We start from the raw sequence: 26,589 nt of genomic DNA on the forward strand, positions 1-26,589 counted from the left end.
GTTTACGAGAAGAGGGAAATCATTATCATTTGCAAAGAAATGGATGGAAAAATTCCATCCTCAAATTAAAAGTGTAATTAGTTGAGGCAAGAACTATAATTTTGTTCTAATTGATCGAGAAAAGCTGCCTCAAAACTCAAACATAGGCAATAATTACTTCAAATCCAAACAGGTGATTTTTCTGAAACTTAATTAAAATTTAATCCTTTAGTAGAACATTTTATTCCAATTGTAGAATCAAATGTAGTTTTGAGACCGTCTGAAGATAGAATTTTTCTTTAAAAAATTATCAATCTCAAAAAGTATTCTAAAGTATATGTAAACCTTACATATACTTTAGACAGTATTAGCTACAATGGTATAAATTTTTTTCTACTGTATAACCAAAGTTCAACAAACAATAAAAATAACTGGTTAGTTTCAAAATTTAAGCTTATAATTTTTTGAAGAAAAAACCTCAGCAGCTATTTAGCTCTATTATTGCTTTTAGCCCGGGCAGATGTGCTTTTATAAATCCAAACAAATTGGATATTATAATAGAGAATCGACTAGAAAAAATCAAGAATTCTGCAAGTAAAACCAGATAATTCTAAATTTTTAAAATTATTTCAAAGTTTGTAAAGCCAAAAAAAAAGCCCGCCCTGAGGCGAGCTATGGGTATTGAAATCACCCGAAGAGGGCGCCGAGACCGGCCATTCCATCTTCTTCGGAGGTGTCTTCTTCTTCTGGTTCCTCAACAGCGGCTTCTGCTGCTGCAGGGGCTGCTGCTGCTGGAGCTGCTGCTGCTGCGGGGGCTGCGAATGCGGCCTTTGCGATTGCTTCTTCGATGTCCACGCCGTCAAGGGCTGCGACAAGGGCTTTTGCCCTGGCTTCGTTTACTTCTACACCAGCTGCCTGAAGAACGGCAGTGATTGCTTCTTCGGAAATTGCTTTACCTGCGTTGTGCAATAAGAGAGCTGCATATATGTATTCCATCGTTGATCACCTAATTTTATATTATCGTAAATTGTAAATCGTAAATCTGTTTATCCGAAAAGGGCGCCGAGTCCGGCCATTCCGTCTTCTTCGGCATGGTCTTCTTCTTCCTCTTCAGGTTCTTCTTCCTTCTTTTCTTCTGCTGCTACCGGAGCTACTGCTGCTGCTGCGCTTGCGGCTGCTCCGAGAACTTCCCTCAGATCTTCATCCACAGCATCTGCGTCCTTATCTGCAGCTTCGGATGCAACAGAGGTCATCTGGACATGTGCTTTTGCCAGCAGGGCGTCCATGACTCCCGGTTCAAGTATAACAGCATTGACACCAAGGTTCTTTGATTCTGCATGTGCTTTTGCCAGCAGGGTGCCGATTGTTGCGCTTGTCGGGTATGCAGTGTTGACTGAGAGGTTGAAAGCGTTCTGAACTGCACTGATAATGTCAGAGAAGTACTTGCCTTCATCAATTGCAAGGAGTTCCGGCCCGTAAATTGTCCCTTCATCGTAGGCGGCTCTCATGTCAAGCCCTACAATGAGTGGGAATATTTCCAGCTTTGCGAGCATGGTGGCAAGCTTCTGCGGGACTGCCTCGCCTGCTTTACAGACAACCTTAGTTTCCTTTATTGCTACCTTCCCGGCTTCTATTGAAGCGGGAATCCCTGCGCTCTGGAATTCACCCAGAATCGGACCAGGTGGGAAACTGGTGGGGCCCTTCTGGACAATTATATCCACAGGAGCTATTGCGCCTCCTTTTATTGGAGAAGGTGTCTTTGTCTGCTCAAGCAATTTGTAAAGCTTGAAGGGACTTTCATTGGTAAATACCAGAGCAGTCTGTTTGTCAAGGTATTTATTCATCTCGGGAATGGTTTCCCCGAGCTGGTTTAAAGCCCGCTCTGTGAGGGTGTTCCTGGAGACTTTGAGCACCGCAACGTCCTTAAGGTCCCGGCGAATCTTCTGGATCTTGGTTGCAAGAATACCTTCGATCCCTACCATCCCGAAAACTTTGTGGGACTGGATGAGTTCCTTTATGTTTTCGATTTCATCCTTTTTCCACTGCGGGACGTGCTCGGTGTGATGCCTTTCTTCTGCCATTTACACCACCCTCTCGGATTTCCCCATGGTTGTCGTGACATAGACCGTTCTGAGGTTGTGCTTGCCCTTATCGAGGACACGCTCAAGCCTGGCCATAATAGTCTCAATATTCTCGGCAAGGTCATCAGGATTCATAGTCCTTCTGCCGACAGCCACGTGGAAGGTAAGTCTGTCTTTTGACCTGAGCTTGACTGCATTTTGCTTGCTCTGGATCAGTTCGCCTATATCCTTGTTCGGCATGAGTGGGATAGGCATCTTGCCTCTGGGTCCCAGAACAATACCAAGGTTCTTACCGATTATCGGCATGAACTGAGTTTCTGCAATAAAAAGGTCACATTCGTTTGCAAGAGTCCTGGCTCTGTTTTTGTCAGCTACCAGCTCTTCGAGCTCAACATCAGAAATAACATACGCAGCACCGGCAGCTTTTGCCTTCAGGCCAACGTCACCCTTTGCAAAAACACCGATCTTCAGCTCTTTTCCGAGCCCGTGCGGAAGAATTACTTCTTCATCGACTCTGTTCTTCGGTTGGTTCATGTCAAGGTTCTTTAAGTTAATCGCCAGATCCACGCTTTCCGAAAAATTGCGTTTTGGCGACTCCTCAATAACTTTCTTGACAGCTTCCAGTATAGTCTTTTCTACCATCTTGTTCCTCCCCGTAGTGTTTGAACTTAATGTCCAGACAGCCACTCCGGCTTACTACGGTGGTTATAGGGGCTCCCATCCGGGTCTGTTACTCTTAACAGTAAGCCACCAATAACTTTCTCTAAGCTATTCCAGTAGAACACTGTTCAAGGCTCTTGTGCTATTAGTGGTATCCAATTTAAAACTATTGGTGTGTAGGCAGACCACGGATTAAAAGGTAAAGGGAGAAGAAGGTTTACCATTCCTCGCTTGCAAGCAAATCGTCAAATTTGCCTTCATCGAGTGCTTTCTGGCAGTCCTTAGCCTTCATTCCTTCTACGTTCACGCCCATAGGGACACAGGTGCCCATTACCTCTTTCATTGTGGCTTTGAGGTCATAAGAAAGCACATCTTCCTTTTTCATACGGGCGATCTTTGCAATCTGCGGGATGGTTAGGTTTCCAACAACCTCGCTTCCTGCATTTCCTGACCCTTTCTGGATCCCCAGTTCTTTCATGACCAGGGATGCGGTCGGAGGAGTGCCTACCTCGATCTCGACGTTTTTCTTGTCGTCAACAATTATCTTCACAGGGACCTGCATTCCATTGTAGTCCCTTGTTTTTGCATTGATCTTTTCGACCACGTCTTTTATATTGACCCCGAGCGGACCAAGTGCCGGACCTAATGGTGGTCCGGGATTCGCTTTTCCTCCGGGGACAAGTGCTTCAACAATACTTGTCATCTGAGTCTCACCGGTTTTTATAGTATCAATTTTGTAGATTTATTTCAATCCACTCTGAGTACTGGTGATTTTTGTTTATTAATAAGCTGGAATGTTTCAGGCGTTTCCATCCGATTTCTGGCTTAGTCTTTCTCTTTTTTGAGTATTCTGACGGTATCGCCGCGAATCGTGATGGGGATCGGAACCACAGCATCGAAGAGTTCCACAGTAATTTCCTCATGCCCTTCGTCAACCCTTTTAACCCGGGCTTTCTCTCCCTTGAAGGGTCCAGAGGTGACCTCAATTATAGCCCCTTCCTTGATTCCGGTCACTATTGGCTTGGGCTTAAGGAAATGCTCTATTTCAGCGATTGAAGAACTCCCTTTAACAATGGCTCTTGCATGTGGAATTGTCTGGATTGCCAGTTCCACGATTCCGGATGTGGGGGACTCGACAAGGACATATCCTTTGAGCTCATCAGGAGCCAGGATTGCTCTTATGTCCAGTCTCTCTTTCTTCGAAATCCTTGCAAGGGCTGTTGCAACTGACCTTTCCTGGTTTGCCGTGGTTTTGATTACGAATATCTGGGAATCCTCACTCATTGGGCCACCCACTGGGGCAACATTGTCAGCAGTACATAGATAATAAATCCAATTGCGCCCACAGCCAGTATGCCGGCACCTGCAACTTTGGCAATGGTCAAGAACTCTTCCCTGGACGGTTTTTTCGTAAGTTTCAGGACCCTCAGGTGTGCCCGGATTGCCTGACCAACGCTTTTTGTGGTTATTTTCGGTTCAAATGTGGATTCTGCCAATTAATTCACATCCAGGTTTTTATATACATCTTTATTTTTTTCTGGAGTTTTACGCGCGGCTCTTCCCTTGTATGCTGCATCTCCGAAATTTGCTTTTATATCACAGAATATCGGATTTTATCTTTCAGGAAGGACGGACGGATTATATTATTAATTCCTATTATATGAAGATATCACTGGCACGGTCTTTGTAACATCCAAAAATTTAGACGCAGGATTATTACTCACGTAAACCCCTTATCGTGTCAGTAAATATTTATTCATTTTTGATGCCGAATTGTATCGGCATCATACTGCATTTACCATAAAAATAGTTTTCGATTGGATTTATATTCCTACGTTCCTTCTTTTTCCTTTAAGAGGAGGAAAACAGTGTTTTTTCCAACCGAGCGTTTTAACCCATTTTACTGTTTCATTCCTGATCTGATCACTCTACGAAGTCAATTCCATACTTATATGTAATGTTCTTATCGTTCCCGTGGCCGTAAATCTGGGCGGAGGTAACTCCTGTGACCACGATCATGGTACGTACTGTCTGTTCGAGGTCAGGATCGATTTGCGCACCCCAGATCAGGCGGGCATTGCTGTCTATGCGGCTGTAGACTTCCTGAACCACACTCTCGGCTTCCGAAATGGTCATGTCAGGGCCTCCAACCACATTAACAAGAGCAGAGGTCGCACCTGATATGTCCACGTCAAGGAGCGGGCTGCGCAGAGCTTTCTGGACAGACTCGACAGCTTTATTCTCGCCGTCTGCCTCTCCAAGCCCTATCATAGCAACGCCTCCGTTTTGCATCACAGTTCTGATATCTGCAAAGTCAAGGTTGACAAGTCCGGGCTTTGTAATTAGTTCGGTTATGCCCTTTACTGCTCTCATAAGGACTTCATCCGAGACTTTAAAGGCAGCCTGAAGCGGAAGTCTTGGGACCACTTCAATCAGCTTGTCGTTGGGGACAACGATAACTGTGTCGGCAACATCTCTCAGACGCTCGAGGCCGGCTTCAGCGTTTGTCCTCCTTACATGCCCTTCCACGCTGAACGGGAGGGTTACGACTGCAATCGTAAGGGCTCCTGCATCCCTGGCTGCCTCAGCCACTACAGGCGCGGATCCGGTTCCGGTTCCTCCTCCAAGGCCTGCGGTAATAAAAACCATATCTGAGCCCTGGACGATCTTGTTAATCTCATCAATACTCTCGATTGCAGCATCTTCTCCTATCTGGGGGAGACTGCCGGCTCCAAGTCCTCTAGTTTTCTTTCTCCCTATGAGAATTTTTTTGCCGGAGCGTATATGAAGAAGGTGCTGAGCGTCAGTGTTCAGAGAAACAAGGTCTGCTCCCTGGATGCCTTCGCCCATCATGCGCTGGATGCTGTTTGAACCGCCGCCTCCGCAACCTACTACTTTGATAGTTGTTTTAAGGCTTCTCAGTATTTCTTCAAGTTCAGCATCCACTTCTAAATTTTCATTAGAGTAATCTGGATTTGAGTACTCTCCCTGCCCGGCGCGTCCTTCCAGGGCAGATCGAGCAAGGGCTTCTTCCACAATGGACCTCATACTACTGTTTTCCTCCATTCTGCTGGGATGATCATTTAACGGATTGTATTAGAAACAAGTATACTACAACAAGGAACAAATTATTTTAACCATCACATATACAGTTTCCAATTTAATAGTTTTCCTTTTCCAGTTTTTGAATTTACACTGTATATGCTTAATAATTTTATTAATGTTACTCTATTTTCCTGTTTGATTTTATATTCCTTGCTCTTCGTGATTATCTGGTCTGTTTCTCTTTTCTGCCCGCACTTCTTTAATTTATTTATCTCAAATGTATATTTTTTTATTTTGTATAATTTTTGAGGCTGGTTCCTCTATTTTTATCTTTCCCTTTTTTCCTGATTTTTTTCCATGTTTCCCCTCAATCTCATATCCCGCCCGGAGCTTATTTCTGCTAAATCTTCTGCTCAGGGCTCTGCTCAAGATTCTGGTGGTTTTCTGCCCGGATCTTCTCCTGGAGTCCGACAAAAACGTTTATGTTTTCAATTATGCTTTTCCTCTTGATTCCCCAAAGATGATACCTGTTGCAATTAGATGGGCAACTCTGAGAGGCTCCGGAATATTACTTCTTATTGAAGTGAGGCGGACTATCTTTTCTGCGCTTTTTATCCCTATTCCTGCTTTCTGGATATAAGTCGGAGTTCCATTTTTTTTCGTTATCAGCTTTTCTATTTTGCCGGCTTTTTTTATTATGTCCCAGCGCACATCTCCATCGGAGAAATGCCTGAGGGCAGATCGAATCTTTTCAAAATCCGGGTAGGAACGCATGATTACAATAACAGGAAGTCCTGTCTCTCTGTAAAGCTCCTCTATATCAACAACATTAAAGCCTCCGTAAGTGATTCCATCAAGCATGATAATTCTGAGCTGGCCGTAATGCCTGCTATTCTTTATCATCGTGCTTATCACCTCGGTAGCATCAAGTCCGTCTCTGGTGATCTCCGAGCGCAGGACTCCGTCTATCCAGTCTCCTCCTCTGAAAACAGTTCCTACTATCATTACCCTTTCATTAAGAAGCGCAGAGTCGTCTATGCCCAGAATTCGGATTTCGGGTTTGATGTGAAAATCTGAACTCACAGGTATCTTTATGTCTGAATTACAAAAATAGTTTGCCGGTTCCCCATGACGCCACTCCCAGCAGAAATCAACGGGAAACAGGAATTTTCCGGTAAAAATGGACACCCTTAAAAGGTCTTTTGTGACTCCCTATTTTTTTACACGAACATTGTCGTCTCTGGAGGGCTGCTAGGCATCATTTTTTGCGTATCTGCAGCCACAGATACCTTACCCACTGCTTCGAGGAAATCTTCCATTTCAACGAGTTCCTTATCTTTTCTGACCGCGAACATGCCTGCTTCAGTGGCAATTGCCTTCAGATCTGCTCCGCTCATCCCTTCGGTAGCTTTTGCGAGCTTTTTAAAGTCGATTTCTCCCGCAAGAGTCATCCTTTCACAATGGATTTCGAGGATTTTTCCTCTGGCTTCTACTCCGGGCATCGGAACATGGACAAGCCTATCAAAACGGCCCGGCCTGAGAATTGCAGGGTCAAGGACATCCGGTCGGTTTGTTGCTGCAATGATCCGAATGTTCTTTCTCTTGTCAAAGCCATCCATTTCTGCAAGAAGCTGCATCAAAGTTCTCTGAACTTCTCTGTCTGCGCCAGTCGTCTCGTTTAAACGCCTTGCAGCTATCGAATCCAATTCATCGATAAAGATGATACTGGGAGCTTTTTTCCGTGCCATCTCGAAGATTTCCCTTACCAGTTTGGAGCCGTCCCCAATGTATTTCTGTACAAGTTCAGAACCCACAACTCTGATAAATGTCGCATTGGTTCTATGGGCTACGGCTTTTGCAAGCAGGGTTTTTCCCGTGCCCGGAAGCCCGTAGAGTAGCACTCCTTTCGGGGGCTCAATCCCTATCCGTTCAAAGCGTTCAGGCTCAATTAGCGGAAGTTCTACTGCTTCCTGAAGTTCCTGAATCTGCTCCTCGAGACCGCCTATCTGATCATAATCCACTTCAACACTTTCGATAACCTCCATTGCGGCAACAAAAGGTTCTTCTGTGGAAGGGATAACCTCTGCAATGGCAAGTGTATGCTGGTTCAAGGCAACCTTTGCCCCTGGCAGCAGTTTTTTCTCGTCAATATATTGTGAGACGTTAACCAGAAACTGAGGCCCGTTACTGCTACGGACAATTATACGATCATTCTTGATCACATCAATAACCGTACCAATGATCAACGGAGAGGTCTTCATGCGATCAAGCTCTGACTGAAGCTTTCGTATCTCTCTCTCATACTTGATCTTCTGGTTCTCTAAATAGCGTTTTTCGGACTCTATCTGGCTACACTGCTCTTCCAGAAAACTGTTGCGGCTTTCAAGTTGCCTCACTCGGTCCTGGACGCTTTCAGTTGACTCCCCCAGCTCTCCAGGCTCGATTCCGTCATACACAGATCCGGACTTCACAAGGTGACTGTGCATGCTTTCATCCTTACTTTTGGTACTTTCCGTCATGGAGCTCCGAATATTATTTAAGTTCATACCGTATATAGCGTTTTCGAAGTGATCAATATGCAGTGCGAAATATGTGGTGCAGAGATCCGTGAAAAGCCTATATCCGTTACAATTGATAACAGCGAACTCCAGGTCTGCCCGAAATGTGCACCGTACGGTAAACCCGTTGATAAACGGACGCCCGTATCAAGGAAAGTCTCTCCGGTAGTTCGTACGGTATCACGAACTGAAAAGAGGCCAAAGAAGGATTTCTTCGATATTTTAAAAGATGAACTTCTGGACAACTACGATCAGATTATCCGAGACGCCAGAGAAGCCAAAGGCTGGTCTCTTGAAGATCTGGCTGAAAACATCAAGGAAAAAGCATCCCTGATCAGAAAGATAGAGCGAAGCGAAATAGTACCCGAAGAATCTGTTAGAAAGAAACTGGAACATGCCCTTAATATCAAACTCACCGAACGCACGGATGCCGCAGGGCAGGAAGTCTCTCACATGAGGAAAGATACTACTCTTGGCGACATAGTAAAAATTAAGCGCAAATAAGTGTGGGTTTTAACTGTAAAGGTTTTAATTGAGGTTTTTTTCCAGCAGTAACAATCGTTTCCGGCAGGTTTTTCCTTCCGGAAACAATTCTAATGGAGAGAGTTTTCATTCTAATAGGTTTTCCTTTAAGCTTCTTGTAATTGTTTTGTCCTCTGCTTTTTTACCCGTCTTAATCTTTGGAGTCGTGTTAAAGCTCGATCTCTATATCATAAACCTTTTCAGGATTTTCCTTATGAATGGTCCAGAAAGGTTCTTCCCCGTGCGTTTCAATTAATTTTAGGGTCCTTCTCGGGATCGTCTTCGGGCCAAGTACCGCACCCGGCCTGTCAGGGTCATCAATATAATCAGTCTCCATCATAAAGCGAGTCCCTTCTTCAAGTGCCTGCTCGATTGCTCCTTTTACCGAGATGACCCCTGGAAAAATCCCAAGTTCTTCACACGTATTTACAAGGGGAGGAGAGTAATGTTTGACTACCCTGTACATTTTTATTCCGGTTTTTTTTGCCCTTTCTGCTATATCCTCAAGTTCGGGCTTTCCCACGCTTTCCGTATGGAGCTGGACTGCGCAGTCCTGTTCTTTTCCGAGAGAAAATGCGTGTTCCATTATCTCATTCGAGGCTGCCCATATCTCTGGGGGTACGGGATAGTGCGGGCGTCCTGATTTTATTCCAACCGCAAGACCTCTTTCCACATATCCGGCAGCAATCTCAAGACCTTTTTTCATGGTTTCCGTAGCTTCTGATAGTTCCATGTATTCCGTAAGCTTTGAGATCTCAGCAGGGTGGACCCCGAGAACCGGAAAAGCACCAACTCCAATCTCGCGGATTTTTGATGCTATTTCCACGGTTTCGTCAAAGACCGCAAGATAATCCTCAGGTTTCCTGACCGCAATTCCAAGGGACCAGCTGGGTTTGGCGACCAGGATTATATGCGTCCCGCCTGATCTCTGAAACTCTTTTACGGCTTCAAGCCCTCTGGCTCTTGGGTCTATATGCATATGGTTGTCGGTAATCGGAATTTTTGCAGGCATGTTTATTCCTCGAAAATGTCCTGAAAACTCTCTTCAAACTCTCTTCAAACTCTCTTCAAACTCTCTTCAAACTCTCTATTCAGTAGCCTGAATTCTAAATCTCTGGAATTTTTATGAAGGGCTTTCTGGATTGTAATACTATAATCTGAATACTAATTGAGCTCTTTGTTGTTTCGTGCGGGTCTCATCATAAAAACCAATGAGGCCGTGAATTGAGAATCATCCCATCCATAGAGAATGACGAAGAGCCACTAATATGTGCAGGCAACGGTTTAATTTGAACACTGTACCTATCTTTGTAGGGCACGAGGACAGGATTATATTCTGTGGACCCGTATCTATTTTCTGGATGCATTATTCTATAGTACTATTATATTATTACCCAAAAGTTGAAATATGAGCCTTACGTTGAGTACGCGGCGAGACTCAATTATTCTTCCCAAATTCTTCAAAAGTTTCCCCTTTTTAACTTTTCAATCGCTACGGTTCTTTTAACACGAACCTTATAGATCTGGTGATAACATGACTAAAACCGCAGCAGTAATCAAAGGTGACGGGGTAGGCCCCGAACTTGTGGACGCAATGCTTAAAGTTGCAGAATCCGCTGGTACTGATATCGAATTCGTGATGTGTGAGGCAGGAGCAGGCTGGTGGGAGCAGCATGGCGGGAATTCCCTTATCCCTGATGAGACCTGGCAGACCCTTGACAGCTCTGATGCCTGTTTCAAGGGCCCTACCACAACTCCCGGAGGAATCGGTTCTCCGAGAAGTGTGGCTGTATCCATCAGGAGAAAGTACGACCTCTATGCAAATGTCAGGCCAATAAAGACCTTCCCGAACTCAAGTGCACCTCTCGGGGATGTCGAGATGGTCTGTGTGCGTGAAGGAACGGAAGGGCTTTACATCGGAGAGGAAATCCAGCTCACAGACGATGTTTCCATTGCAATCAGGAAAATTACCCGCACGGCATCCAGCAAGATTGCCCGCTATGCCTTTGAGGACGCTAAAAGGAGAGGTTACGACACTGTTGTGCCTATCCATAAAAGCAATATCCTGAAATTAACCTGCGGCTCTTTCTTAGAAGAAGTCGAAAAGGTTTCAAAGGACTACCCGAACATTGAGGTCTGGCCCTATCATATTGATAACATTGCCCAGCAGCTTATCAAGAATCCCCAGATCTTCAACAAAAAGGTCCTCCTTTCCACCAACCTCTTCATGGACGTTATCAGTGAAGAATGTTCAGCCCTTGTTGGCAGTATCGGGCTCATTTATTCTGCAAATATTGGGGACAATTTTGCAATGTTTGAACCGGCTCACGGCTCAGCCCCTAAGTATGCAGGTCAGGATAAAGTAAACCCTGTTGCAACGGTGCTTGCAGGAGCCTGGATGCTGGACTACCTTGGTGAAAAGGAGAAGTCAGAAGCCATCTTCAAAGCCACTGAGCGCGTAATCTCCGAAGGCAAGTATGTGACCTATGACCTTGGAGGCAGTGCAAAACTCAGTCAGATGACAGATGAGATTGCAAAATACACAGCAGAAATCCTGAAATAAGGATCTTGAGCATCTGAAAAATGAGACTCTGAATGCAACCGAAGCAAAATAAATGATGAAGGCTGATATAAGGTTTAATAAAACTGATCTAAGATCTGAAGAACCTTATACCACTTTATCTAATTCTTTTTCGTTTGCTTTCTTTTTGTCTTTTATTGACTCTTTGTCCTTCGGTTTCTGATTTTTTTCTGTTATCCCGTATCTTCTGCTCTCTTTCGCGACTTTAATCCTTTTCTTCTTCCGGTTCCTGGATTTTTCCTTTGCTTTTTAATTTTCCTCCGCCCATATGTGCAGGGTCACAGATTGGCTGGTAGAGGAAGTATTTCTCAACGTAAGCAAGGAGCTCTTCATCTGAGATACAGGATACCCTTTCTTCTTTATCGTAGAGTTTCTGGATTTCGGTCTGGATCTTAAGCAGTCTCCTGTCATTTTTTTCGACTATGGTTTCGACATCAAGGAGGTTGTTTAAAGTTTCCTGGATCTTGTGGCGTATTACCTCAAGGCCCGAAGAGTCACCTATGAGGAGAAGCCTGGTGCCTCCTACCAGTTCAGGGGGGTAGGGTTCATAGTTGAAGGGATTCTTCAGGACCCCTGCGGCATGAATTCCTGATTCGTGGGCAAAGATATTTTTCCCGACAACAGCTTTGTTTCTGGGGACTCTGAGCCCGAGTTCTTTTTCCATAAACTCTGCAAAACGGGTAATAGGTTCAAGATTATATTTATCAAAACCTTCAACTCTGTCTGCCAGGAAGAGCAGGATTTTTTCCATCTCGCTGTTTCCTGCACGTTCTCCTATGCCCAGGAAGGTTACACTTGTCCAGTTGGCCCCATGCCAGAAACCTGTAATTGAACTTGCTGCCCCGAATCCGTAATCATCGTGGATATGAGTTTCTATATTCTTGACCCCAATCTCTTTTTTGAGGTGCTGGATAATTTTCGGAATTCCGTAAGGTTCATCAATATTCATGAACGGCATCCCATATCCAACGGTATCGCAAACTCTTATTATGCAGTTAGGGTCGATCTCCATAATCTTTTTTACCAGAGGGAAAACAAAACCGTAGTTGTCAGCTCTCGTCATATCTTCCAGATGAGCCCTTGTACGAAGCCCGTGGTCCACTGCATACTGAAGGGCATCCAGATATTTCTCTTCAGCCTCCTCCCTCCCTGAAAGCCTCATCTTTGAATGAATGTGCGTATCCGAGACAGACATCAAAATCCCGGTCTCTTCAAGTCCATCTACTTCCAGAATTTTGTCAATGTCAGCTCTTGAAGCCCTTGCCCATCCTGTGATTTCAGGACACTCATATCCCCTGTCGAACATAAGTTCAACAGCATCTCTGTCTCTTTTATTGAATACAAAGGCTTCAAGTTTCTCAATCCCTATCTCGTGCAGGTATTCATAGATTTGAACTTTGTGTTCTCTGCTCAAGACTATTCCCGGCATCTGGGAGCCGTCGCGAATAGTGCTGTCACTTATGAATATCTCGTTTCCATAAGGCAGCTTTAGCTTGGGCAGATCTTCATATGATTCGTAAATTTTCATCTATTATCCTCCTTTCTTTCAGGTGGCAGAGCCCTGCATCGAGAGAGCGGGCTTACACTGCGGGGTTTTTTCCTGTCAAAAAGATGCTGTTATGTATACAGAGTAAAAAATCAGATATTAACCCGAAGACGTTCCGCTTCTTGTTTAAAAAACATTTTATTCGGGGAATACCTATCGTTTTTTCTTAAAAGGGCGTTTTAACTTTTCCTCAAAGAGGCACTTTATCAGGAGTACCGGAAACTTAACTATCATGTGTTGTTATAGTTAAAATCTCTTTCTTTCAAAATTACTACATGTATTCTTAAATTTATACAATAAAAATATTTTGGACGTTCTCTACATTGCAGGAAATTTTCGTTCTCTCACTTCTTTTCAAAACCTTTTTACCCAGTCTTTGAAGAATACCCGCTTAAAAAGAATACTCAGTTCATTTTCGAAGAATTCCTTTTTAAGTTTTGACGAATCCCGTTCAAGTTTTGAAGAAGCCTGTTTAAGGCCAGTCTCACTACATGTCCTAACTTTTCTATATGTTTTTTCTTATTCTTTTTGGGCTTCATTAAAGTTTACTTTCCTTTACTGCCCTTCTTGTCGATAATAAGGTATATCTACAGCAAGTTATATTTATAATCGGGTAAATCTGAAACATCTAATTTATGAAAGTCTTTCTATATGCATCTGCATATGGTTTGCACCTGACAAAAATAGTATATTGAAGGCTCAAACTATTACATCATGATTTAATATAATTTTCAAATTATATCGCCATATATTTAATTCATATTCAATATATTTGCTTTACTTTTCCCGAGGTAGAACATGTCCGAAATAGTAAGTGTTAGCGGCGGTCCGACTAAACCGGAAATAATTGCAGTTTCCCTTTCCAAACTCGGACTGCAGGATGGGGATCGGTTTGCAGATGTAGGCTGCGGTACGGGTTCGGTCTCTATTGAAGCAGCCCGGATTACCCGGAACCTGACTATCTATGCAATCGATGCACGTAAAGAAGCTCTCTTTGCTACGGAAGCGAACTTTAAGAATTTCAAGATCGAAAATGCCAGGATCTTAGCCGGTGAAGCCTCGGATCTCCTTGGCTCTGGGGGGTCTATCGATTCAATTGACTGCGCTTTTGTTGGTGGAACTAAAAACATTGACACCGTACTTGAGAAGCTTGTTGAAAAAAAAGCCCGCAGCATTGTGGTAAATGCAGTTCGCATTGAAACCGTTGTCAGAACGATCGAGGCTATGAAGAGACTGGGGATTTTTGATGAGGTAGTCCACGTTGCAGTCTCGAGAAGTGCCCCGATTGCCGGAGAGACTATGTTCAAACCCGAAAACCCGGTATACATAGTTGTCGGAAAAAAGCAAGCCTGAAAATTATCCTTTAATCCCCATCAGTTTAATGAAATCACGTTTTACATTTACCTATTAAAAAAACTATGGAGCTATAATATGTTAATAGGAGTAGGACTTGGTCCCGGAGACCCTGAGCTTCTGACCCTGAAAGCAGTGGATGTTTTGAAAAACAGCGATAAGGTATATGTTCCAGGACGCCTGGCAAAAGACCTTGTAGCCCCTTATGCGGATGCCGAAATCCTTGAGTTTCCCATGATAAGGGATATCGAAGTCCTGAACGCCCTCTGGAAAGAAAATGCAGATCGGGTAGCAGAAGAGTCAAGAAAAGGGACAGTAGCTTTCGGGCTTATAGGTGACCCTAACTTTTTCTCTACTTTCACCCACCTGAAAAAGGTCATGAACAGGCACTACCCGGATGTTGAGACTGCAACAGTGCCGGGAATAAGTTCAATCACGTCTTTTGCTGCAAGGACTAATGTAGCAGTTGAGAGTTCCTTTGAGGTAAGTGACGGTTCTGAAATCGGGTATAAGATCCACCTTAAAGCCACACAGCCTAGAAAGATTATGGAACAGCTCGAAACTGAAGGGTACAGGGAGTTTATTTTTGCAGAGAGGCTCTTTTCGGATAATGAACTGATTATCAGTAAGAAAGAAGATATCCCGGAAAAAGGGAACTATTTCAGTATCATTTACGGAAAGAAATGAATCCACTAAAATGAAACTTTTAATGATCGTTATACAACTTTGAGTCTCGGCATACGAGTTTGAATTTCAGCATATAACTTTGAACCAGTTACAGAAAAGCAAAGGGAATGGTCAGATGGAAAGAAAAGTATATTTTGTAGGGGCAGGCCCTGGAAACCCCAAACTGATTACCGTATTGGGGCGTGAGATGCTTGAAAAAGCGGATCTTGTTATATACGCGGGTTCCCTGGTAAACCCCGAAGTCCTTAACTATACGAAGGGAGAGAAAGTAGATAGTTACGGGCTTACCCTTGATGAAACCACGAAACTAATTGCAGATGCCGTGGATGCAGGAAAGTTCGTGGTACGCCTTCACAGCGGAGACCCCTCTCTTTACGGGTCTGTTATAGAGCAGATGGAAGAGTTGAGAAAATACGATATAGAAGTCGAAAGGGTAGCAGGCGTCTCGTCTGTCTTTGCAAGCGCCGCCGCTCTGGGAACCCAGCTTACTCTCAACGGTGTTTCCGATACTCTTATTATCACCCGTCCTGCGGGAAAAACCCTGGAAAAAGACCTTATTCCCGAGCTTTCTGCCTATAATACCACTATGGCAATTTTCCTTGGCACCCAGAAGATCAGGGAAATTATGGAAAAAGTCCGCTGCCCTAAAGATACGCCTGTTGCAGTTGTCTTCCATGCATCCTGGGAGGATGAAGAAGTCATCACAGGGACTGTAGAAGATATTGCAGATAAGGTTAAAGATGCAGGGATCAAGCGCTCGGCAATGATAATCATCGGTGGGGTTGTTGACCCTAAAAACTACAGGAGGTCCTACCTATACGGAGTGGCCCAGGAACCGTTGTAATTACCTTTGAAAGGAACAGGGAAATTGCATTACGGATAGCAGAGCATCTTGAAGCCGACCTTCTTCTCTATGAAAAAGGCGTGTTCAGGAAAGCCTTTGAAAACTACGGGGCAATCGTTGCAGTCTTTGCTACAGGCATTGTAGTAAGGGATATTGCCCCTCTTCTCGATAATAAGTGGTCGGACCCTGCAGTGGTCGTTGTGGACTCAAACCTGAATTTCGCAATTCCCCTCCTTGGAGGGCATCACGGGGCAAACGAGATTTCCCGGAAGATTGCGGAATTGGGTGCAGTTCCTGTGCTCACCACAGCTACTGAGGTTCACGGTAAACCCTCTGTTGAGGGAATTGCTGATAGGTTTGGCTGCGAGATCTTTAATAAAGAGTCCACAATCGCTGTAAACTGTGCCCTCCTTGACCAGCAGGTAGAGGTTCTTGAGGTTAAGGGACCCAGGATTGTTATTGTGGACGAGGATGTTTCCGTGCTTGTGAGAAATAAACAAGTTGCTGAAGTAAAGGACTACAGTGCCGGAAACAGCTAACAATCTACGCTAATAGCTGACTAAATTACGAAACTGCATGAAAAAGCAGTGGATAAAAGATTACTGATGATTATCGGAATCGGAACCCGCAGGGGCATAACAAAAGAAGAAGTCATTGACGCCGTAAAACAGGCGCTTGATGAGTGCAGCCTGAGTCTCAAAGAGATCACGGGCTTTGCCTCTGCGAAACTTAAAGAAAATGAACAGGGGCTGCTGGAAGCAGGAGAATTGCTCAGTATTCCGGTTAAGTTTTTGCCGGACGAAGTGCTGAACAGCTACAACCCCCCGTCCTCATCCCAGGCTTCGCGCTTTGGGTTAAAAGGGGTTGCAGAACCTGCAGCTCTTGCTCTCTCGGAAAAACACGAATTGATTTTCAGGAAGAAAGTCTATGGCAGAGTCACAATCGCAATCGCAAGATAAGGCATCCGGCGGAAAACTCTACGTTGTAGGGATCGGACCGGGCTCCGTGGAACAGCTGACCCTCAAAGCCCGGGACGTAATCCTCAATGCTGATTATATTCTCGGGAACAGTACCTACCTGGACCAGATGGAAAGCCTTCTTGGCACCCAGGAAGTAATCCGAAGTTTCATGGGAAAAGAGGTTGAAAGAGCCCGAAAAGCCGTGGAACTTGCAAAAACCGCAAACGTGGTCATGCTCAGCGGGGGCGACACCAACGTCTACGGCATGGCAGGCATCGTGATGGAGGTCGCTGAACACGAGAACCTTGACGTGGACATCGAAATCCTGCCCGGGGTCACAGCAATCCTTGCCGGGGCAAGCATTCTCGGTGCACCCGTGGTAACGGACTTTGCGGTGATCAGTTTAAGCGATCTCTTAACTCCCTGGGAAGTCATCGAAAAGCGGCTTCATATGGCTGCCGACGCTGATTTCGTGATAGGGCTCTACAACCCAAAGAGCCGCAAGAGACAGTCCAACTTTGCAAGGGCAATCGAAATCATCCGCAAGTACAAGGCCGATTCCGTGCCTGTGGGGCTTGTCAAGAATGCCATGAGAGGCGAAGGTGAGGACCAGATCGTGACAACCCTCGGGGAAGTCATGGAGTCTGAGGACTGGGTGGACATGAGCACAGTCATTCTCGTAGGCAACGGGGATTCCCGGACCTGGAAATCTCCGAAAAAGGATCTCATCATAACACCCAGGGGGTATCATAAGAAATATGACTACTGAAAAAAGCAGTGAAGGGAAAGCAGGGGCTCTCGAAAACCTCGAAGAGTTTACCGAGCTTACAGTGGAAGTAGACCCCGAACTTGTGGGCATTTGCAGGGACTCCGGCGCAAGGACTGAAGAGGCCAAAGCCATCTATATGAAAAGCCGGACAATGATCCAGGAAATCGTCGGGAACAATACTCCCGAAGACCGTTTCCGTCAGCGCTGCGTTATTGCCACCGGAGACCTCTCCGTTGCAGACATCATGCGCTTTAACAATGACCCCATCCCTGCCGGGGTTGAAGCAATTAAAAAAGGTGCCCCTATCTTTGTGGATATCAACATGGTAAAAGCCGGGATCACAAAAGCCGGGCACAAATCCGAAATCATCTGCGTGCTTGACGAAGACCGGGACGCTGCAATCGCTAATAAGTACGGGATAACCAGGACTTCGGCAGGTTTCCTTGCTGCCAGAGACAGGCTGGACGGAAGCATCATCGCAATCGGAAATGCGCCTTCTGCCCTCATCATGGTCTGCAAGCTGATCGAAAAAGGTGTAAGGCCTGCCCTTATAATCGGGCTTCCTGTTGGTTTTGTAAACGCAGCCGAATCCAGGGAAATGGTCAGGGACCTGAAAATCCCTATCCCCTCAATCAGCTGTGTCGGGACCAGAGGAGGGACTCCGATGGCAGTTGCCTGCGTAAACGAGCTCGTAGCAATCGCAAGGGAAAGTGAAGAATAACACTTTCTACTTTCTTTTTTTCCTTTTTTCCTTTTATCTCAGCTCATTTTTTGTTTTCTCGCCGGCTTTTTAGTTCCTGCTTGCCTGACATGACGGTTCTTTCAAATAAATTTATATCTGTCATCTCTCATCTTATTATAAGAATCAAGAATAAACTGTAAAAAGTAATGCGTAGTAAAAAGTAATGCGTATATTCTTTTTTACATTATTTTCAGTGGTGAACCAATTGGGCAATACTGCTAAAAAGCTGGTTATTTTATGTATCGTTATCCTGATAACCGTTTTAATTTTCTATATCTCTATTCCCTTTGTATTTATGGGGGCTGCAGCACCTTTTTTTGTAATCCATAACCATGACATTACGAGCCATGAAGTAATGGTTGAAGTATTTGATCAACAGAATAAATCAATAGTAAACGAAACATACCGTCTGGAACCTGAAAGTGATTTATCACGAGCCCGCCCTTTAAGTCTACAGTTCCACCGGGAAAAAAGAGAGTATACGTTTAAGGTAACTATGGATAAACAAATTACAAACACAGTTAAGATGGAGATCCCGCATAGTCATACTTTAGTCGACATAAGATTATACAGTAAGAACTATGAGTCAGGTGAAATTGTTCCTATTTTCATGGAAATCGCAGAAGTGGTATGAGAAGAAACAGGTCCAATTTACTGTTTCCTCCCAAATTTGTGTTTCAAATTGTGTTTGATATGTACGCATACTGTTTACGAAAAACTTAAAGTAACCACCTTAAGTGGTTCTGGTAGATCATCGAGAGCCCTACAAGGATAAGCACTATTCCGGCTCCTTTTTTGAAGGCTACGTCATACTTTGATATGAGCTTTATTTTCGAAGTGGAGAGGTGAGCTGAGTATGCGAGTAGTAGCATGGGTACCGCAAACCCTGCAGAATAAATGGAAAGGGTTAGTGCACCGGTAGCAGCATTTCCTTCCAGGGCTACCATGGTCAGGATTGAGGCAAGGATCGGTCCCACACAGGGGATCCAGAGCACTCCGAGGGAAAGCCCTAACAGAAAGCCAGAGATCGGTCCTTCGTCTTTCATTCCTGCAAGAAGGGGGAATCTTGCAAAGGCGTTAAAAAGGCTTATATCAAAGAGTATTGCAAGACCCATTGTGATAATAAGAATCTCTGCAAGGATTTTCAGCTGCCCTATGTACGCCTGAAAAGCTGCTCCGAAAGTGGAGGTCACAACTCCCATGAGGGTAAAGGATATCGATACTCCAAGTACTATAGCAAGGGGTCTTAACTTTCCTTTTCCTGTTGAGCTTGCAAGGACTGCAGGAAGAAGGGGGAGGATGCATGGTGACAGGACGCTGAGTACTCCTGCGCCAAATGCAGCTAGAGGGGAAATCGCTTCATAATACATGGTCTGGTTCGCTGTTTTTCAGTTCGGTTTTTTATTTTAGTTTTTTACTTTAGTTTTTTACAATACTGCTTTTTTATCCGGAAATCTGTTTTCAGTCCAAACTCCGTCGAAAGCCTGAATTTTCAGCCGATGCAGGATGTTTGAAGCCGTTTTTCCGGGCAGGTCACTTTTTATTCTGCATTTACGTTCTCATAGTAAAGAATAGCCCTGTCAAGGAGCTCTTCGTACACCTGCTTTTCTCCAAGTCCCATAACTCTTGCCTGGAATCTGTCTGTGGTAACGTTTCCATCTTCCTGCATGTAAACATATTCTCCGTTTTCAATGCCTACGACTACAAAGGAATCCGGGATATAAGCTATTCTGAAATATGCTGCTAGGTGAGGGCTCTGATCTATATCTGCAGACATTACCGTGGCTCTTCCTCCGTATTCTGCTGCCAGATCGCTCAGGATGGGTTTCATCTGCCGACACGGTCCGCACCTTTCAGATCCTATTTTCAATAAAACCGGGCCTTCCTGAACGGAGGTGTTTATCTGTTCCAGATCGGTCAAATTTACAACAACACTTTCTTCCTGAATTTCCTGAGCATTTCTTAACTCTGGAGTAAGCTCGGTTGTGGAATTGTCCGGGTTTTCAGTACAGCCTGCCGTAAAAAGTACGGCTGCAAGCAGGATTAGTAATATAATTAATTTTCTCATGTTCTCAACGTTAATTTTTCATTTTGTAGTTCTTTAAGCTTTCTATATCAATAGTTCTCTCTTCTCACAAATAATTTTATTTCTACTGATTCTGAAAGCCTGAATTCTGCAATAGAATTATCCATAACACTCAAATAATTAACCGTAAACTACGTTACTAATTATCTGTAAATCCCCATATGTGAATATCTATCTGCGGACCACTCGATTAAAGGGATTCGATAGGATAAATATCAATAACTATATTAGATTCCTGTGGCAGGAATGGAATTCAAAATCCGGGAAATACATTATATAAACAAAAAATAAAAAGAAAAATAAAAAGGATCTATTCCGATAAAGGAATGCAATTCCGATAAAGAAACTTAATAATTATGAATTGTGTAAACCTTTTTACTCTGCCTTACTTTTCCTCAAGGATTTTTTCTACTGCATTCACGACATTTTCGAAATTCTTCTGCCACTCCGTGCTGTGTTTAAGCTGGTCCTGAACGATCGTACCCTTGTCTTCCATTTCTGCGATTTTGGGCTCTATAGGAAGTCTGGCAAGGACAGGGACATTAAAGTCTTCTGCGGCTTTTTCAACGCCTCCACTTCCGAATACATCTATAGGCTTATTGCAGTGAGGGCAGATAAGCCCATGCATATTGTCCACAAGCCCTATTATAGGTACATTTAGTTTTTCCGAGAATGTGATTGATTTCCGAACACTGATAAGGGCTACATCCTGAGGGGTTGTAACAAGCACGGAACCGTCACAGTTGGGGATAAGCTGGGCTACACTCAGGGGTTCGTCTCCCGTTCCCGGCGGAAGGTCGATAAGCAGAAAGTCAAGCTTCCCCCAGTAAACTTCTTCCAGGAACTGCTTGATTGCTCCCATTTTGGCAGGTCCCCTCCAGATTATAGGTGAGTCTTTGTTTTCGAGCAGGAAACCAATAGACATTATTGAGAGGTTGGGAAGCACCTGAATTGGGATAATTCCTTCTTCATTTACTTCAGGTCTTGCGGACTCCAGCCCGAAGATAGTAGGGACAGTCGGACCGTGGATATCACAGTCAAGAAGACCGACCCTGTGTCCGCGGAGGGCAAGCCCGACAGCGAGATTTGCGGCAACCGTACTTTTTCCTACTCCGCCTTTCCCGCTCATTACCATTATCTTACGTTTGATGCGCCTGAGGCTGACTACGATTTTTGGCTCCTCGGGCTTTTTCGATAAGCTTTCCAGTGATTGAACCTTATCTTTCATTTTTTATCGCCTGTGTAAAAATTTCGCATTTTTCAGTTTTTCCCCGTTTCAAATATCTCTTTTACGCGTCAATATCTTCTCTAACGTCAGTACCCTCAGCCCTGATATAGTTACCGCCTTTTATCTCAATCGCTTTTCCTGTGCTGAGGGCGAGTGCTACTTTCATTCTGGCGGCTTTCAGGTCTTCCCAGAACGCTCTCCTTGATATCCCTACCTTGGTGGCTGCGTCCTCCTGTCTAAGGCCTTCAACATCCACAAGCCTCAGGGCTTCAAGCTCTTCTACTGTGAGGGACACCACTTCAAGATCCGAAAGTGGAACCCCACGGGGCTTGAAATATGTGACATCAGGGGTTTGCTCAACGCGCCTCGGGCATTTTGGTCTTCCTCTGCATTTTTTCATAGGTTACTTATGTACATTGTTGAATAAATATATAACAATTTCTCTTTTCAAATAGAAAACTATAAATATTTATACTCATATGGGTGAAATTGTACTTTCTATATCTCTGACTTCTCTGCGTTTGTGCGGGGCTGATGTGCCTCCACTTTATTCGAAAAATCTACAGAGAAATGTATGGTTTGAGAGTCAGCGGATTTTATATTGGAGCATAAAATATGAAAATCTGCATAAGTGCCTTTGGAAAGGATCCTGATTCTGAAGTGGACCCTCAATTCGGAAGATGCAATTATTTTGTGATCATTGATCCTGAGACAGGATCAGTAACATCACTCAAAAATCCCGGTTCAGAAACCTCCAGTGGCGCGGGGATCCGGGCAGCAGAGGCAATTGTGGGCGCAGGGGTAGACATTCTCTTAACGGGAAGTGTGGGGCTGAACTCTTTTTCCATACTCTCCGAAGCAGGTATTGAAACCCACTCTGGAATCAGAGGTACGGTATCCGTTGCCCTTCGGGAGTATCAATCCGGAAAGCTTTCCCTCCTTGAGAGCCCGAATGCTTCCACTCATATCGGTATGAGGAAGAGTTGAGTTAAAGGTCCAAAATATCAAAAATACGAAAAATTTTGTAACAACATTTTATGTGAAATGTCTGGAAATTTAAAGGTGAGCTATATGAAAGTATGTGTACCTACAAGAGATAACAACGGCATGGAAGGAACTATAGAACAGCACTTTGGAAAGGCTCCCACTTATACTATCCTGGATACTGACAGTGGAGAAGTTTCCGTAATCCCTAATACTAGCGAGCATATGGGTGGAGTAGGCCTGCCGCCTGAGTTCCTTTATAATAATGGGGTGAATATTATGCTTTGTTCTGGACTGGGGTACAAAGCTGTCAAGATGTTTGAGTCTTATGGAATCAATGTTTTCGTGGGTGTCGAAGGTACGGTTCAGGATGCGATCGGAGCCTGGAAAGCAGGTCAGCTCCGTAGTGCCAGTGCCGAAAACACCTGTGCAGAACACGAGCACCATCACTGAGATATAGGCTCCTCAGTTTATGTACAGGGTGAGAAGGCGCAGCTCATGAAAATTGCAATTGCAAGTGGCAAAGGCGGTACAGGGAAAACCACGGTTGCAGTAAACTTTGCTCTTGCTCTCAAAGATGTTCAGCTTTTTGACTGCGATGTGGAAGAGCCTAATTGCAACCTGTTTCTGGGTTTTGAACTGGAGCCTGTAGAAGAAGTAACCTGTCTGGTTCCGGAAATTAATCCTGATAAGTGTACTCTTTGCGGGAACTGTGCTGATTTCTGTAAGTATAGTGCTCTGGCTGCCCTTCCCAAAAAAATCATGTTCTTTCCTGCCCTCTGTCACGGCTGTGGTGGCTGCAGTCTTGTCTGTCCGGCAGGAGCCATAGAAGAAAAGCCCCGGTCTATCGGAAGGATCGAAAAAGCATCCTCTGAAACCCCCCTCCAATTTTTCCGTGGTATCCTGAACATAGGAGAAGCTATGGCAACGCCGGTCATCAGGTCGCTTCAGCGGCATCTCGATGACAGCAGGCCTGCAATCATTGATTCTCCTCCAGGAACGGCATGTCCCGTCCTTGCAGTCATTGGGGGTGCGGATTACTGTGTGCTTGTGACAGAGTCGACTCCATTCGGTTTCCATGATTTCCTTCTTGCCCTGGAAGTTACAAGGGTTCTTAATGTTCCTGCGGGGGTCGTTCTCAACCGTGACGGGCTTGGAGATTCAAGGGTGGAAGAGTTTTGCAGAGCCGAAGGGATTCCTATTCTGCTCCGCATTCCTAATGATAGGATGATTGCCAGGCTCTATTCAGAGGGCATTCCCTTTGTTAAGGAAATGCCTGACTGGAAGGAAAAGTTCGAAGATATGTTCGAAACGATAAAAGCACTGGCTTGTAAAAGTACGGGGGTACAATGAGGCAGCTGGCTATAATTAGCGGAAAAGGTGGATGTGGAAAGACCACCCTTACAGCTGCCTTTTCTTCTCTCTCCGGAAATGCTGTACTTGCTGATTGTGATGTTGATGCATCCGACCTGCCTCTTATCCTTAAGCCCCAGGTACTTAAAACAGAGGATTGCCTGGGACTGGAACTTGCTTCCATTGATCTGAATCTCTGTACTGGCTGCGGCATCTGCCGGGAAACCTGCAGATTCGGGGCAGTCCTTGAAAACTTCACGATAAATCCGTATGGCTGCGAAGGTTGTGCAGTCTGTACTGTCGCCTGCCCTGAAAACGCGGTTTCCCTGATGCCGAGAGTTTCCGGGCAGGCAGTTTCCTCCATAACCCGTTTCGGGCCAATGGCTCATGCAAAACTGGGCACTGGAGAGGAAGCAAGTGGAAAACTTGTGAACCTGGTCCGAAAAAAGGCCGTAGAACTTGCAGACAGATATTCCTGCAAACTCGTTCTTATTGACGGCCCCCCCGGCACTGGCTGCCCTGTTATGGCAGCAATTACCGGAACAGACCTTGTCCTTGTGCTTAGCGAACCCACTGTTTCCGGACTCCACGACCTGAAACGGGCAATCGAACTTACCGCACATTTCAGAATCCCGACTGTTGCCTGCATTAACAAATATGATCTCAACGAGAAAAAGAGCCTTGAAATTGAGGCTTTTTGCAGGGAAGCCGGAATTCCTCTTCTTGCCCGTTTACCTTATGCGGACATAACTACAGAGGCAATGATGATGGAAGAAACCGTGATCGAATATGCTGCTCATTCCGGGGACACCGGGGCTGTAGAGTTTGCAAATATTGTACGTAACCTCTGGGCAGAGATCGAAATAAGGCTTTCAGAAACTTTCAATAACGAAATGTGCCCAAAAGTCCTCCGGATCAGGGAACCTTAACTTTTCGGAATAATTTTAACTTAAATGTTCGAAAGTTAAATAATATGGCAACTGTTAACTGATATTGCAGTCTGTCCTTTGAATCTTATTCATAAACAGTTTATGAATCTGGTATTAATTCGGTAGTCATTTCAATAATTCTGTAGTGATTTCAATAATTCGGCAGTGAGTTAAATAATTCTATAGTGAGTTCTATAATTCTATAGTGAGTTCAATAAGTAGTTGGTGAGGGAATAAAATGGATTATACTCAACTTGCAGAGAAACTGGTCAAGTTCCTTGACCTCAGGTACGAACCGGTGGCAGTGAAAGTTGTTAAAAAAGGAGAGCCTATGCCCGAAGGGTATAAAGAGCCCGAGAAAAACCTCAGGCACTGCCAGTCTATCATGAAAGCCAGGAAAGGGGAGTCTTTCATAATTCCTGCAGGTAAACATGCCTGCGTGGTAGGAGCCTCAAGCCTTGGGATCATTCCTTCGCCTGAAAAGGTGGCTTCAGGAGAGTTTCACCATAACCTTGGGATGTTTGATAGTGTGGAGGCAGCAGCAGGAATGATAGCAAACCGTCCCGTTTTTGAGCCCGAAAGTAGAACCGCAACTGTTGTAGGGCCTCTGAAGGATGCAAAGGTCGAGCCCGATGTAGTTATTCTTGTGGACAGGCCGGAAACCGTTTACTGGATAGTCCCGGCAAGTACCTACTATAAAGGCGGGAGGGTAAACTTTAGCAGTGCAGCTTTTCAGGCAACCTGCGCCGACACAACTATCCTGCCGACCTTGACTGGGGAAATAAATATCTCTTTAGGCTGCTTCGGATGCAGGAAAGCTACTGACATCGAAAATGATGAAATGCTTATGGGGATTCCTTTCAATAAACTTGAAAACATTGTTAATGCCCTTGAAAAACTCTCCGAAGGTCCGTTGCCGAAAGCAAGGCAGAAATAAATCCTTGATTTTTCCATTTTTTCTTTTCTCATTGAGTTTTTTCTTTTCTCATTGAGTTTTTTCTTTTCTCATTGAGTTTTTTCATCTATTTTACTTATCATCAATTCTACCAGTACATTTTCTGGCTCTCATAGAAATATTTATACCTGCAAAGTTTATTTATGATTATAGTATCCTATTGGTGTTAAAAATCCCGTGGAGAAAAAGTGTGCAGTGTGCGTTGTGCAGAAATAAGGAATGTTTGATAGGCAAAAACTGCTCTGTTATCAAATCGAGACTCGAGTATAGCGGCGATGATCTTAAATCGATCCAGATGGCCGCCTGGCTTGAGTCAGACTCTGCAAAAAGGACAAAATTAGAAGAAATTGCAATTTACTCAAAGAGGCTTGGGTACCGGAAGATAGGAATTGCTTTCTGTATTGAGCATGAGAGGGAAGCAAGGCTGGTTTATGATCTACTTTCAAGATATTTTGAGGTGTTTTCAGTTTGCTGCAAGGTTTGCAGCCTCGAAAAAGAAAGTCTTGGTCTCAGAAAAACCGGCAATTTGGAATTTGAAGCTGTCTGCAATCCTATAGGGCAGGCCCTCCTCCTTAACGATGATCACACTAACCTGAATATCATGCTGGGGCTCAAGACCGGCTATGATATTCTCTTTGCAGAATACTCGGAAGCCCCTTCGATAACACTTCCGCTCCTGGAATTGCCCTATCTCGGGGATTCCGAAATTGATTTTATAGAATGAATTT

At 44.5% G+C, this 26,589-nt stretch carries 32 protein-coding genes; 16 read left to right on the forward strand and 16 right to left on the reverse strand.

Going from position 1 to position 26,589, the window contains the following annotated elements; all coding sequences use genetic code 11:
• Window positions 1-666 precede the first annotated feature (666 nt).
• The 10 genes from rpl12p to EO92_RS13705 all read right to left on the reverse strand — a co-directional run bounded on the left by rpl12p (window position 667) and on the right by EO92_RS13705 (window position 8,311).
• Window positions 667-975 carry a 50S ribosomal protein P1 gene (gene rpl12p / locus EO92_RS13665; protein WP_048131553.1) on the reverse strand — a complete coding sequence of 103 codons (309 nt, stop codon included), beginning with the start codon at window positions 973-975 and terminating at the stop codon, window positions 667-669.
• Window positions 976-1,025: 50 nt separating this feature from the next.
• Window positions 1,026-2,060, reverse strand: a complete 1,035-nt coding sequence (locus EO92_RS13670) for a 50S ribosomal protein L10 (RefSeq protein WP_048172429.1) — start codon at window positions 2,058-2,060, stop codon at window positions 1,026-1,028.
• On the reverse strand, window positions 2,061-2,702 hold the full coding sequence (locus EO92_RS13675; RefSeq protein ID WP_048131550.1) for a 50S ribosomal protein L1: 642 nt from the start codon (window positions 2,700-2,702) through the stop codon (window positions 2,061-2,063). It lies immediately after the preceding gene.
• A gap of 235 nt (window positions 2,703-2,937) precedes the next feature.
• The gene (locus tag EO92_RS13680; protein ID WP_048172431.1) at window positions 2,938-3,423 is read right to left on the reverse strand and encodes a 50S ribosomal protein L11; all 486 of its coding nucleotides are present in this window, start codon (window positions 3,421-3,423) and stop codon (window positions 2,938-2,940) included.
• A 122-nt stretch (window positions 3,424-3,545) separates the two neighbouring features.
• A complete protein-coding gene (locus EO92_RS13685) occupies window positions 3,546-4,004 on the reverse strand; it encodes a transcription elongation factor Spt5 (protein WP_048131548.1) in 459 nt (152 codons plus the stop codon).
• Window positions 4,001-4,216 carry a protein translocase SEC61 complex subunit gamma gene (locus EO92_RS13690; RefSeq protein WP_048131547.1) on the reverse strand — a complete coding sequence of 72 codons (216 nt, stop codon included), beginning with the start codon at window positions 4,214-4,216 and terminating at the stop codon, window positions 4,001-4,003. The genes EO92_RS13685 and EO92_RS13690 overlap by 4 nt, the downstream gene beginning before the upstream one ends.
• A 427-nt stretch (window positions 4,217-4,643) precedes the next feature.
• Window positions 4,644-5,768 (reverse strand): cell division protein FtsZ, encoded by a 1,125-nt coding sequence (ftsZ, locus tag EO92_RS13695; RefSeq protein ID WP_048131542.1) that lies wholly within the window; start codon window positions 5,766-5,768, stop codon window positions 4,644-4,646.
• Between the two features lie 270 nt (window positions 5,769-6,038).
• Window positions 6,039-6,194, reverse strand: a complete 156-nt coding sequence (locus tag EO92_RS17920; protein ID WP_156165838.1) for a hypothetical protein — start codon at window positions 6,192-6,194, stop codon at window positions 6,039-6,041.
• A 63-nt stretch (window positions 6,195-6,257) separates the two neighbouring features.
• The gene (locus EO92_RS13700; protein ID WP_048131540.1) at window positions 6,258-6,848 is read right to left on the reverse strand and encodes a DUF99 family protein; all 591 of its coding nucleotides are present in this window, start codon (window positions 6,846-6,848) and stop codon (window positions 6,258-6,260) included.
• 137 nt (window positions 6,849-6,985) lie between these two features.
• On the reverse strand, window positions 6,986-8,311 hold the full coding sequence (locus EO92_RS13705; protein WP_304413388.1) for a proteasome-activating nucleotidase: 1,326 nt from the start codon (window positions 8,309-8,311) through the stop codon (window positions 6,986-6,988).
• Window positions 8,312-8,341: 30 nt separating this feature from the next.
• Here EO92_RS13705 and EO92_RS13710 point away from each other — a divergent pair, with 30 nt between their 5' ends.
• Window positions 8,342-8,827, forward strand: coding sequence for a multiprotein bridging factor aMBF1 (locus EO92_RS13710; RefSeq protein WP_048131538.1), 486 nt, complete (start codon window positions 8,342-8,344; stop codon window positions 8,825-8,827).
• Between the two features lie 187 nt (window positions 8,828-9,014).
• On the opposite strand, the gene EO92_RS13715 is transcribed toward EO92_RS13710, so the two are convergent.
• A complete protein-coding gene (locus EO92_RS13715; protein WP_048172435.1) occupies window positions 9,015-9,857 on the reverse strand; it encodes a TatD family hydrolase in 843 nt (280 codons plus the stop codon).
• Window positions 9,858-10,379: 522 nt separating this feature from the next.
• Here EO92_RS13715 and EO92_RS13720 point away from each other — a divergent pair.
• Window positions 10,380-11,408, forward strand: a complete 1,029-nt coding sequence (locus tag EO92_RS13720) for an isocitrate/isopropylmalate dehydrogenase family protein (protein ID WP_048160797.1) — start codon at window positions 10,380-10,382, stop codon at window positions 11,406-11,408.
• 223 nt (window positions 11,409-11,631) lie between these two features.
• Here EO92_RS13720 and EO92_RS13725 read toward each other — a convergent pair whose 3' ends face one another.
• Window positions 11,632-12,954, reverse strand: a complete 1,323-nt coding sequence (locus EO92_RS13725) for an isopropylmalate synthase (protein ID WP_048160795.1) — start codon at window positions 12,952-12,954, stop codon at window positions 11,632-11,634.
• Between the two features lie 816 nt (window positions 12,955-13,770).
• Here EO92_RS13725 and cbiT point away from each other — a divergent pair.
• From cbiT to EO92_RS13765, 8 genes are all read left to right on the forward strand, one after another.
• Window positions 13,771-14,325 (forward strand): precorrin-6Y C5,15-methyltransferase (decarboxylating) subunit CbiT, encoded by a 555-nt coding sequence (gene cbiT / locus EO92_RS13730; protein ID WP_048131534.1) that lies wholly within the window; start codon window positions 13,771-13,773, stop codon window positions 14,323-14,325.
• A gap of 78 nt (window positions 14,326-14,403) precedes the next feature.
• Window positions 14,404-15,012 (forward strand): cobalt-factor II C(20)-methyltransferase, encoded by a 609-nt coding sequence (locus EO92_RS13735; RefSeq protein WP_048172437.1) that lies wholly within the window; start codon window positions 14,404-14,406, stop codon window positions 15,010-15,012.
• A 115-nt stretch (window positions 15,013-15,127) separates the two neighbouring features.
• Window positions 15,128-15,856 (forward strand): cobalt-precorrin-4/precorrin-4 C(11)-methyltransferase, encoded by a 729-nt coding sequence (locus EO92_RS13740; RefSeq protein ID WP_048172438.1) that lies wholly within the window; start codon window positions 15,128-15,130, stop codon window positions 15,854-15,856.
• 80 nt (window positions 15,857-15,936) lie between these two features.
• On the forward strand, window positions 15,937-16,395 hold the full coding sequence (locus EO92_RS13745; protein WP_235283341.1) for a cobalamin biosynthesis protein CbiG: 459 nt from the start codon (window positions 15,937-15,939) through the stop codon (window positions 16,393-16,395).
• A 66-nt stretch (window positions 16,396-16,461) separates the two neighbouring features.
• Window positions 16,462-16,815: a cobalamin biosynthesis protein gene (locus EO92_RS13750; protein WP_048131530.1), complete on the forward strand. Its 354-nt coding sequence runs from the start codon at window positions 16,462-16,464 to the stop codon at window positions 16,813-16,815.
• Window positions 16,784-17,584: a precorrin-3B C(17)-methyltransferase gene (gene cobJ / locus EO92_RS13755; RefSeq protein WP_048131529.1), complete on the forward strand. Its 801-nt coding sequence runs from the start codon at window positions 16,784-16,786 to the stop codon at window positions 17,582-17,584. Before EO92_RS13750 ends, cobJ begins: the two co-directional genes overlap by 32 nt.
• Window positions 17,574-18,305 carry a precorrin-8X methylmutase gene (locus EO92_RS13760; protein WP_048160791.1) on the forward strand — a complete coding sequence of 244 codons (732 nt, stop codon included), beginning with the start codon at window positions 17,574-17,576 and terminating at the stop codon, window positions 18,303-18,305. The genes cobJ and EO92_RS13760 overlap by 11 nt, the downstream gene beginning before the upstream one ends.
• 184 nt (window positions 18,306-18,489) lie before the next feature.
• Window positions 18,490-18,960, forward strand: coding sequence for a hypothetical protein (locus EO92_RS13765; RefSeq protein ID WP_235283342.1), 471 nt, complete (start codon window positions 18,490-18,492; stop codon window positions 18,958-18,960).
• A gap of 85 nt (window positions 18,961-19,045) precedes the next feature.
• Here EO92_RS13765 and EO92_RS13770 read toward each other — a convergent pair whose 3' ends face one another.
• The 4 genes from EO92_RS13770 to EO92_RS13785 form a co-directional block, all read right to left on the reverse strand.
• Entirely contained in the window at window positions 19,046-19,696 is a 651-nt protein-coding gene (locus EO92_RS13770; RefSeq protein WP_048172442.1) for a cytochrome c biogenesis CcdA family protein, read from the reverse strand.
• 170 nt (window positions 19,697-19,866) lie between these two features.
• On the reverse strand, window positions 19,867-20,394 hold the full coding sequence (locus tag EO92_RS13775) for a co-chaperone YbbN (RefSeq protein WP_048172444.1): 528 nt from the start codon (window positions 20,392-20,394) through the stop codon (window positions 19,867-19,869).
• Window positions 20,395-20,797: 403 nt separating this feature from the next.
• The gene (locus EO92_RS13780; RefSeq protein WP_048131524.1) at window positions 20,798-21,640 is read right to left on the reverse strand and encodes an Mrp/NBP35 family ATP-binding protein; all 843 of its coding nucleotides are present in this window, start codon (window positions 21,638-21,640) and stop codon (window positions 20,798-20,800) included.
• A 61-nt stretch (window positions 21,641-21,701) separates the two neighbouring features.
• A complete protein-coding gene (locus EO92_RS13785; protein ID WP_048172446.1) occupies window positions 21,702-22,040 on the reverse strand; it encodes a DUF134 domain-containing protein in 339 nt (112 codons plus the stop codon).
• Between the two features lie 215 nt (window positions 22,041-22,255).
• On the opposite strand from EO92_RS13785, the gene EO92_RS13790 reads away from it, so the two are divergent.
• From EO92_RS13790 to EO92_RS13815, 6 genes are all read left to right on the forward strand, one after another.
• Window positions 22,256-22,627: a NifB/NifX family molybdenum-iron cluster-binding protein gene (locus EO92_RS13790; protein ID WP_048172448.1), complete on the forward strand. Its 372-nt coding sequence runs from the start codon at window positions 22,256-22,258 to the stop codon at window positions 22,625-22,627.
• Between the two features lie 84 nt (window positions 22,628-22,711).
• Entirely contained in the window at window positions 22,712-23,077 is a 366-nt protein-coding gene (locus EO92_RS13795; RefSeq protein ID WP_048172450.1) for a NifB/NifX family molybdenum-iron cluster-binding protein, read from the forward strand.
• 45 nt (window positions 23,078-23,122) lie between these two features.
• Window positions 23,123-23,977 carry an ATP-binding protein gene (locus tag EO92_RS13800; protein WP_048172452.1) on the forward strand — a complete coding sequence of 285 codons (855 nt, stop codon included), beginning with the start codon at window positions 23,123-23,125 and terminating at the stop codon, window positions 23,975-23,977.
• Entirely contained in the window at window positions 23,974-24,906 is a 933-nt protein-coding gene (locus tag EO92_RS13805; RefSeq protein ID WP_048172455.1) for an ATP-binding protein, read from the forward strand. Before EO92_RS13800 ends, EO92_RS13805 begins: the two co-directional genes overlap by 4 nt.
• Before the next feature lie 238 nt (window positions 24,907-25,144).
• Window positions 25,145-25,843, forward strand: coding sequence for a DUF169 domain-containing protein (locus EO92_RS13810; RefSeq protein ID WP_048172457.1), 699 nt, complete (start codon window positions 25,145-25,147; stop codon window positions 25,841-25,843).
• A gap of 208 nt (window positions 25,844-26,051) precedes the next feature.
• Window positions 26,052-26,585, forward strand: coding sequence for a DUF1847 domain-containing protein (locus EO92_RS13815; RefSeq protein ID WP_048160779.1), 534 nt, complete (start codon window positions 26,052-26,054; stop codon window positions 26,583-26,585).
• Window positions 26,586-26,589 lie beyond the last annotated feature (4 nt).

Origin of the sequence: Methanosarcina sp. 2.H.A.1B.4, from assembly GCF_000979385.1 — an archaeon.
In the GTDB taxonomy this organism is placed as follows: Archaea; Halobacteriota; Methanosarcinia; order Methanosarcinales; family Methanosarcinaceae; genus Methanosarcina.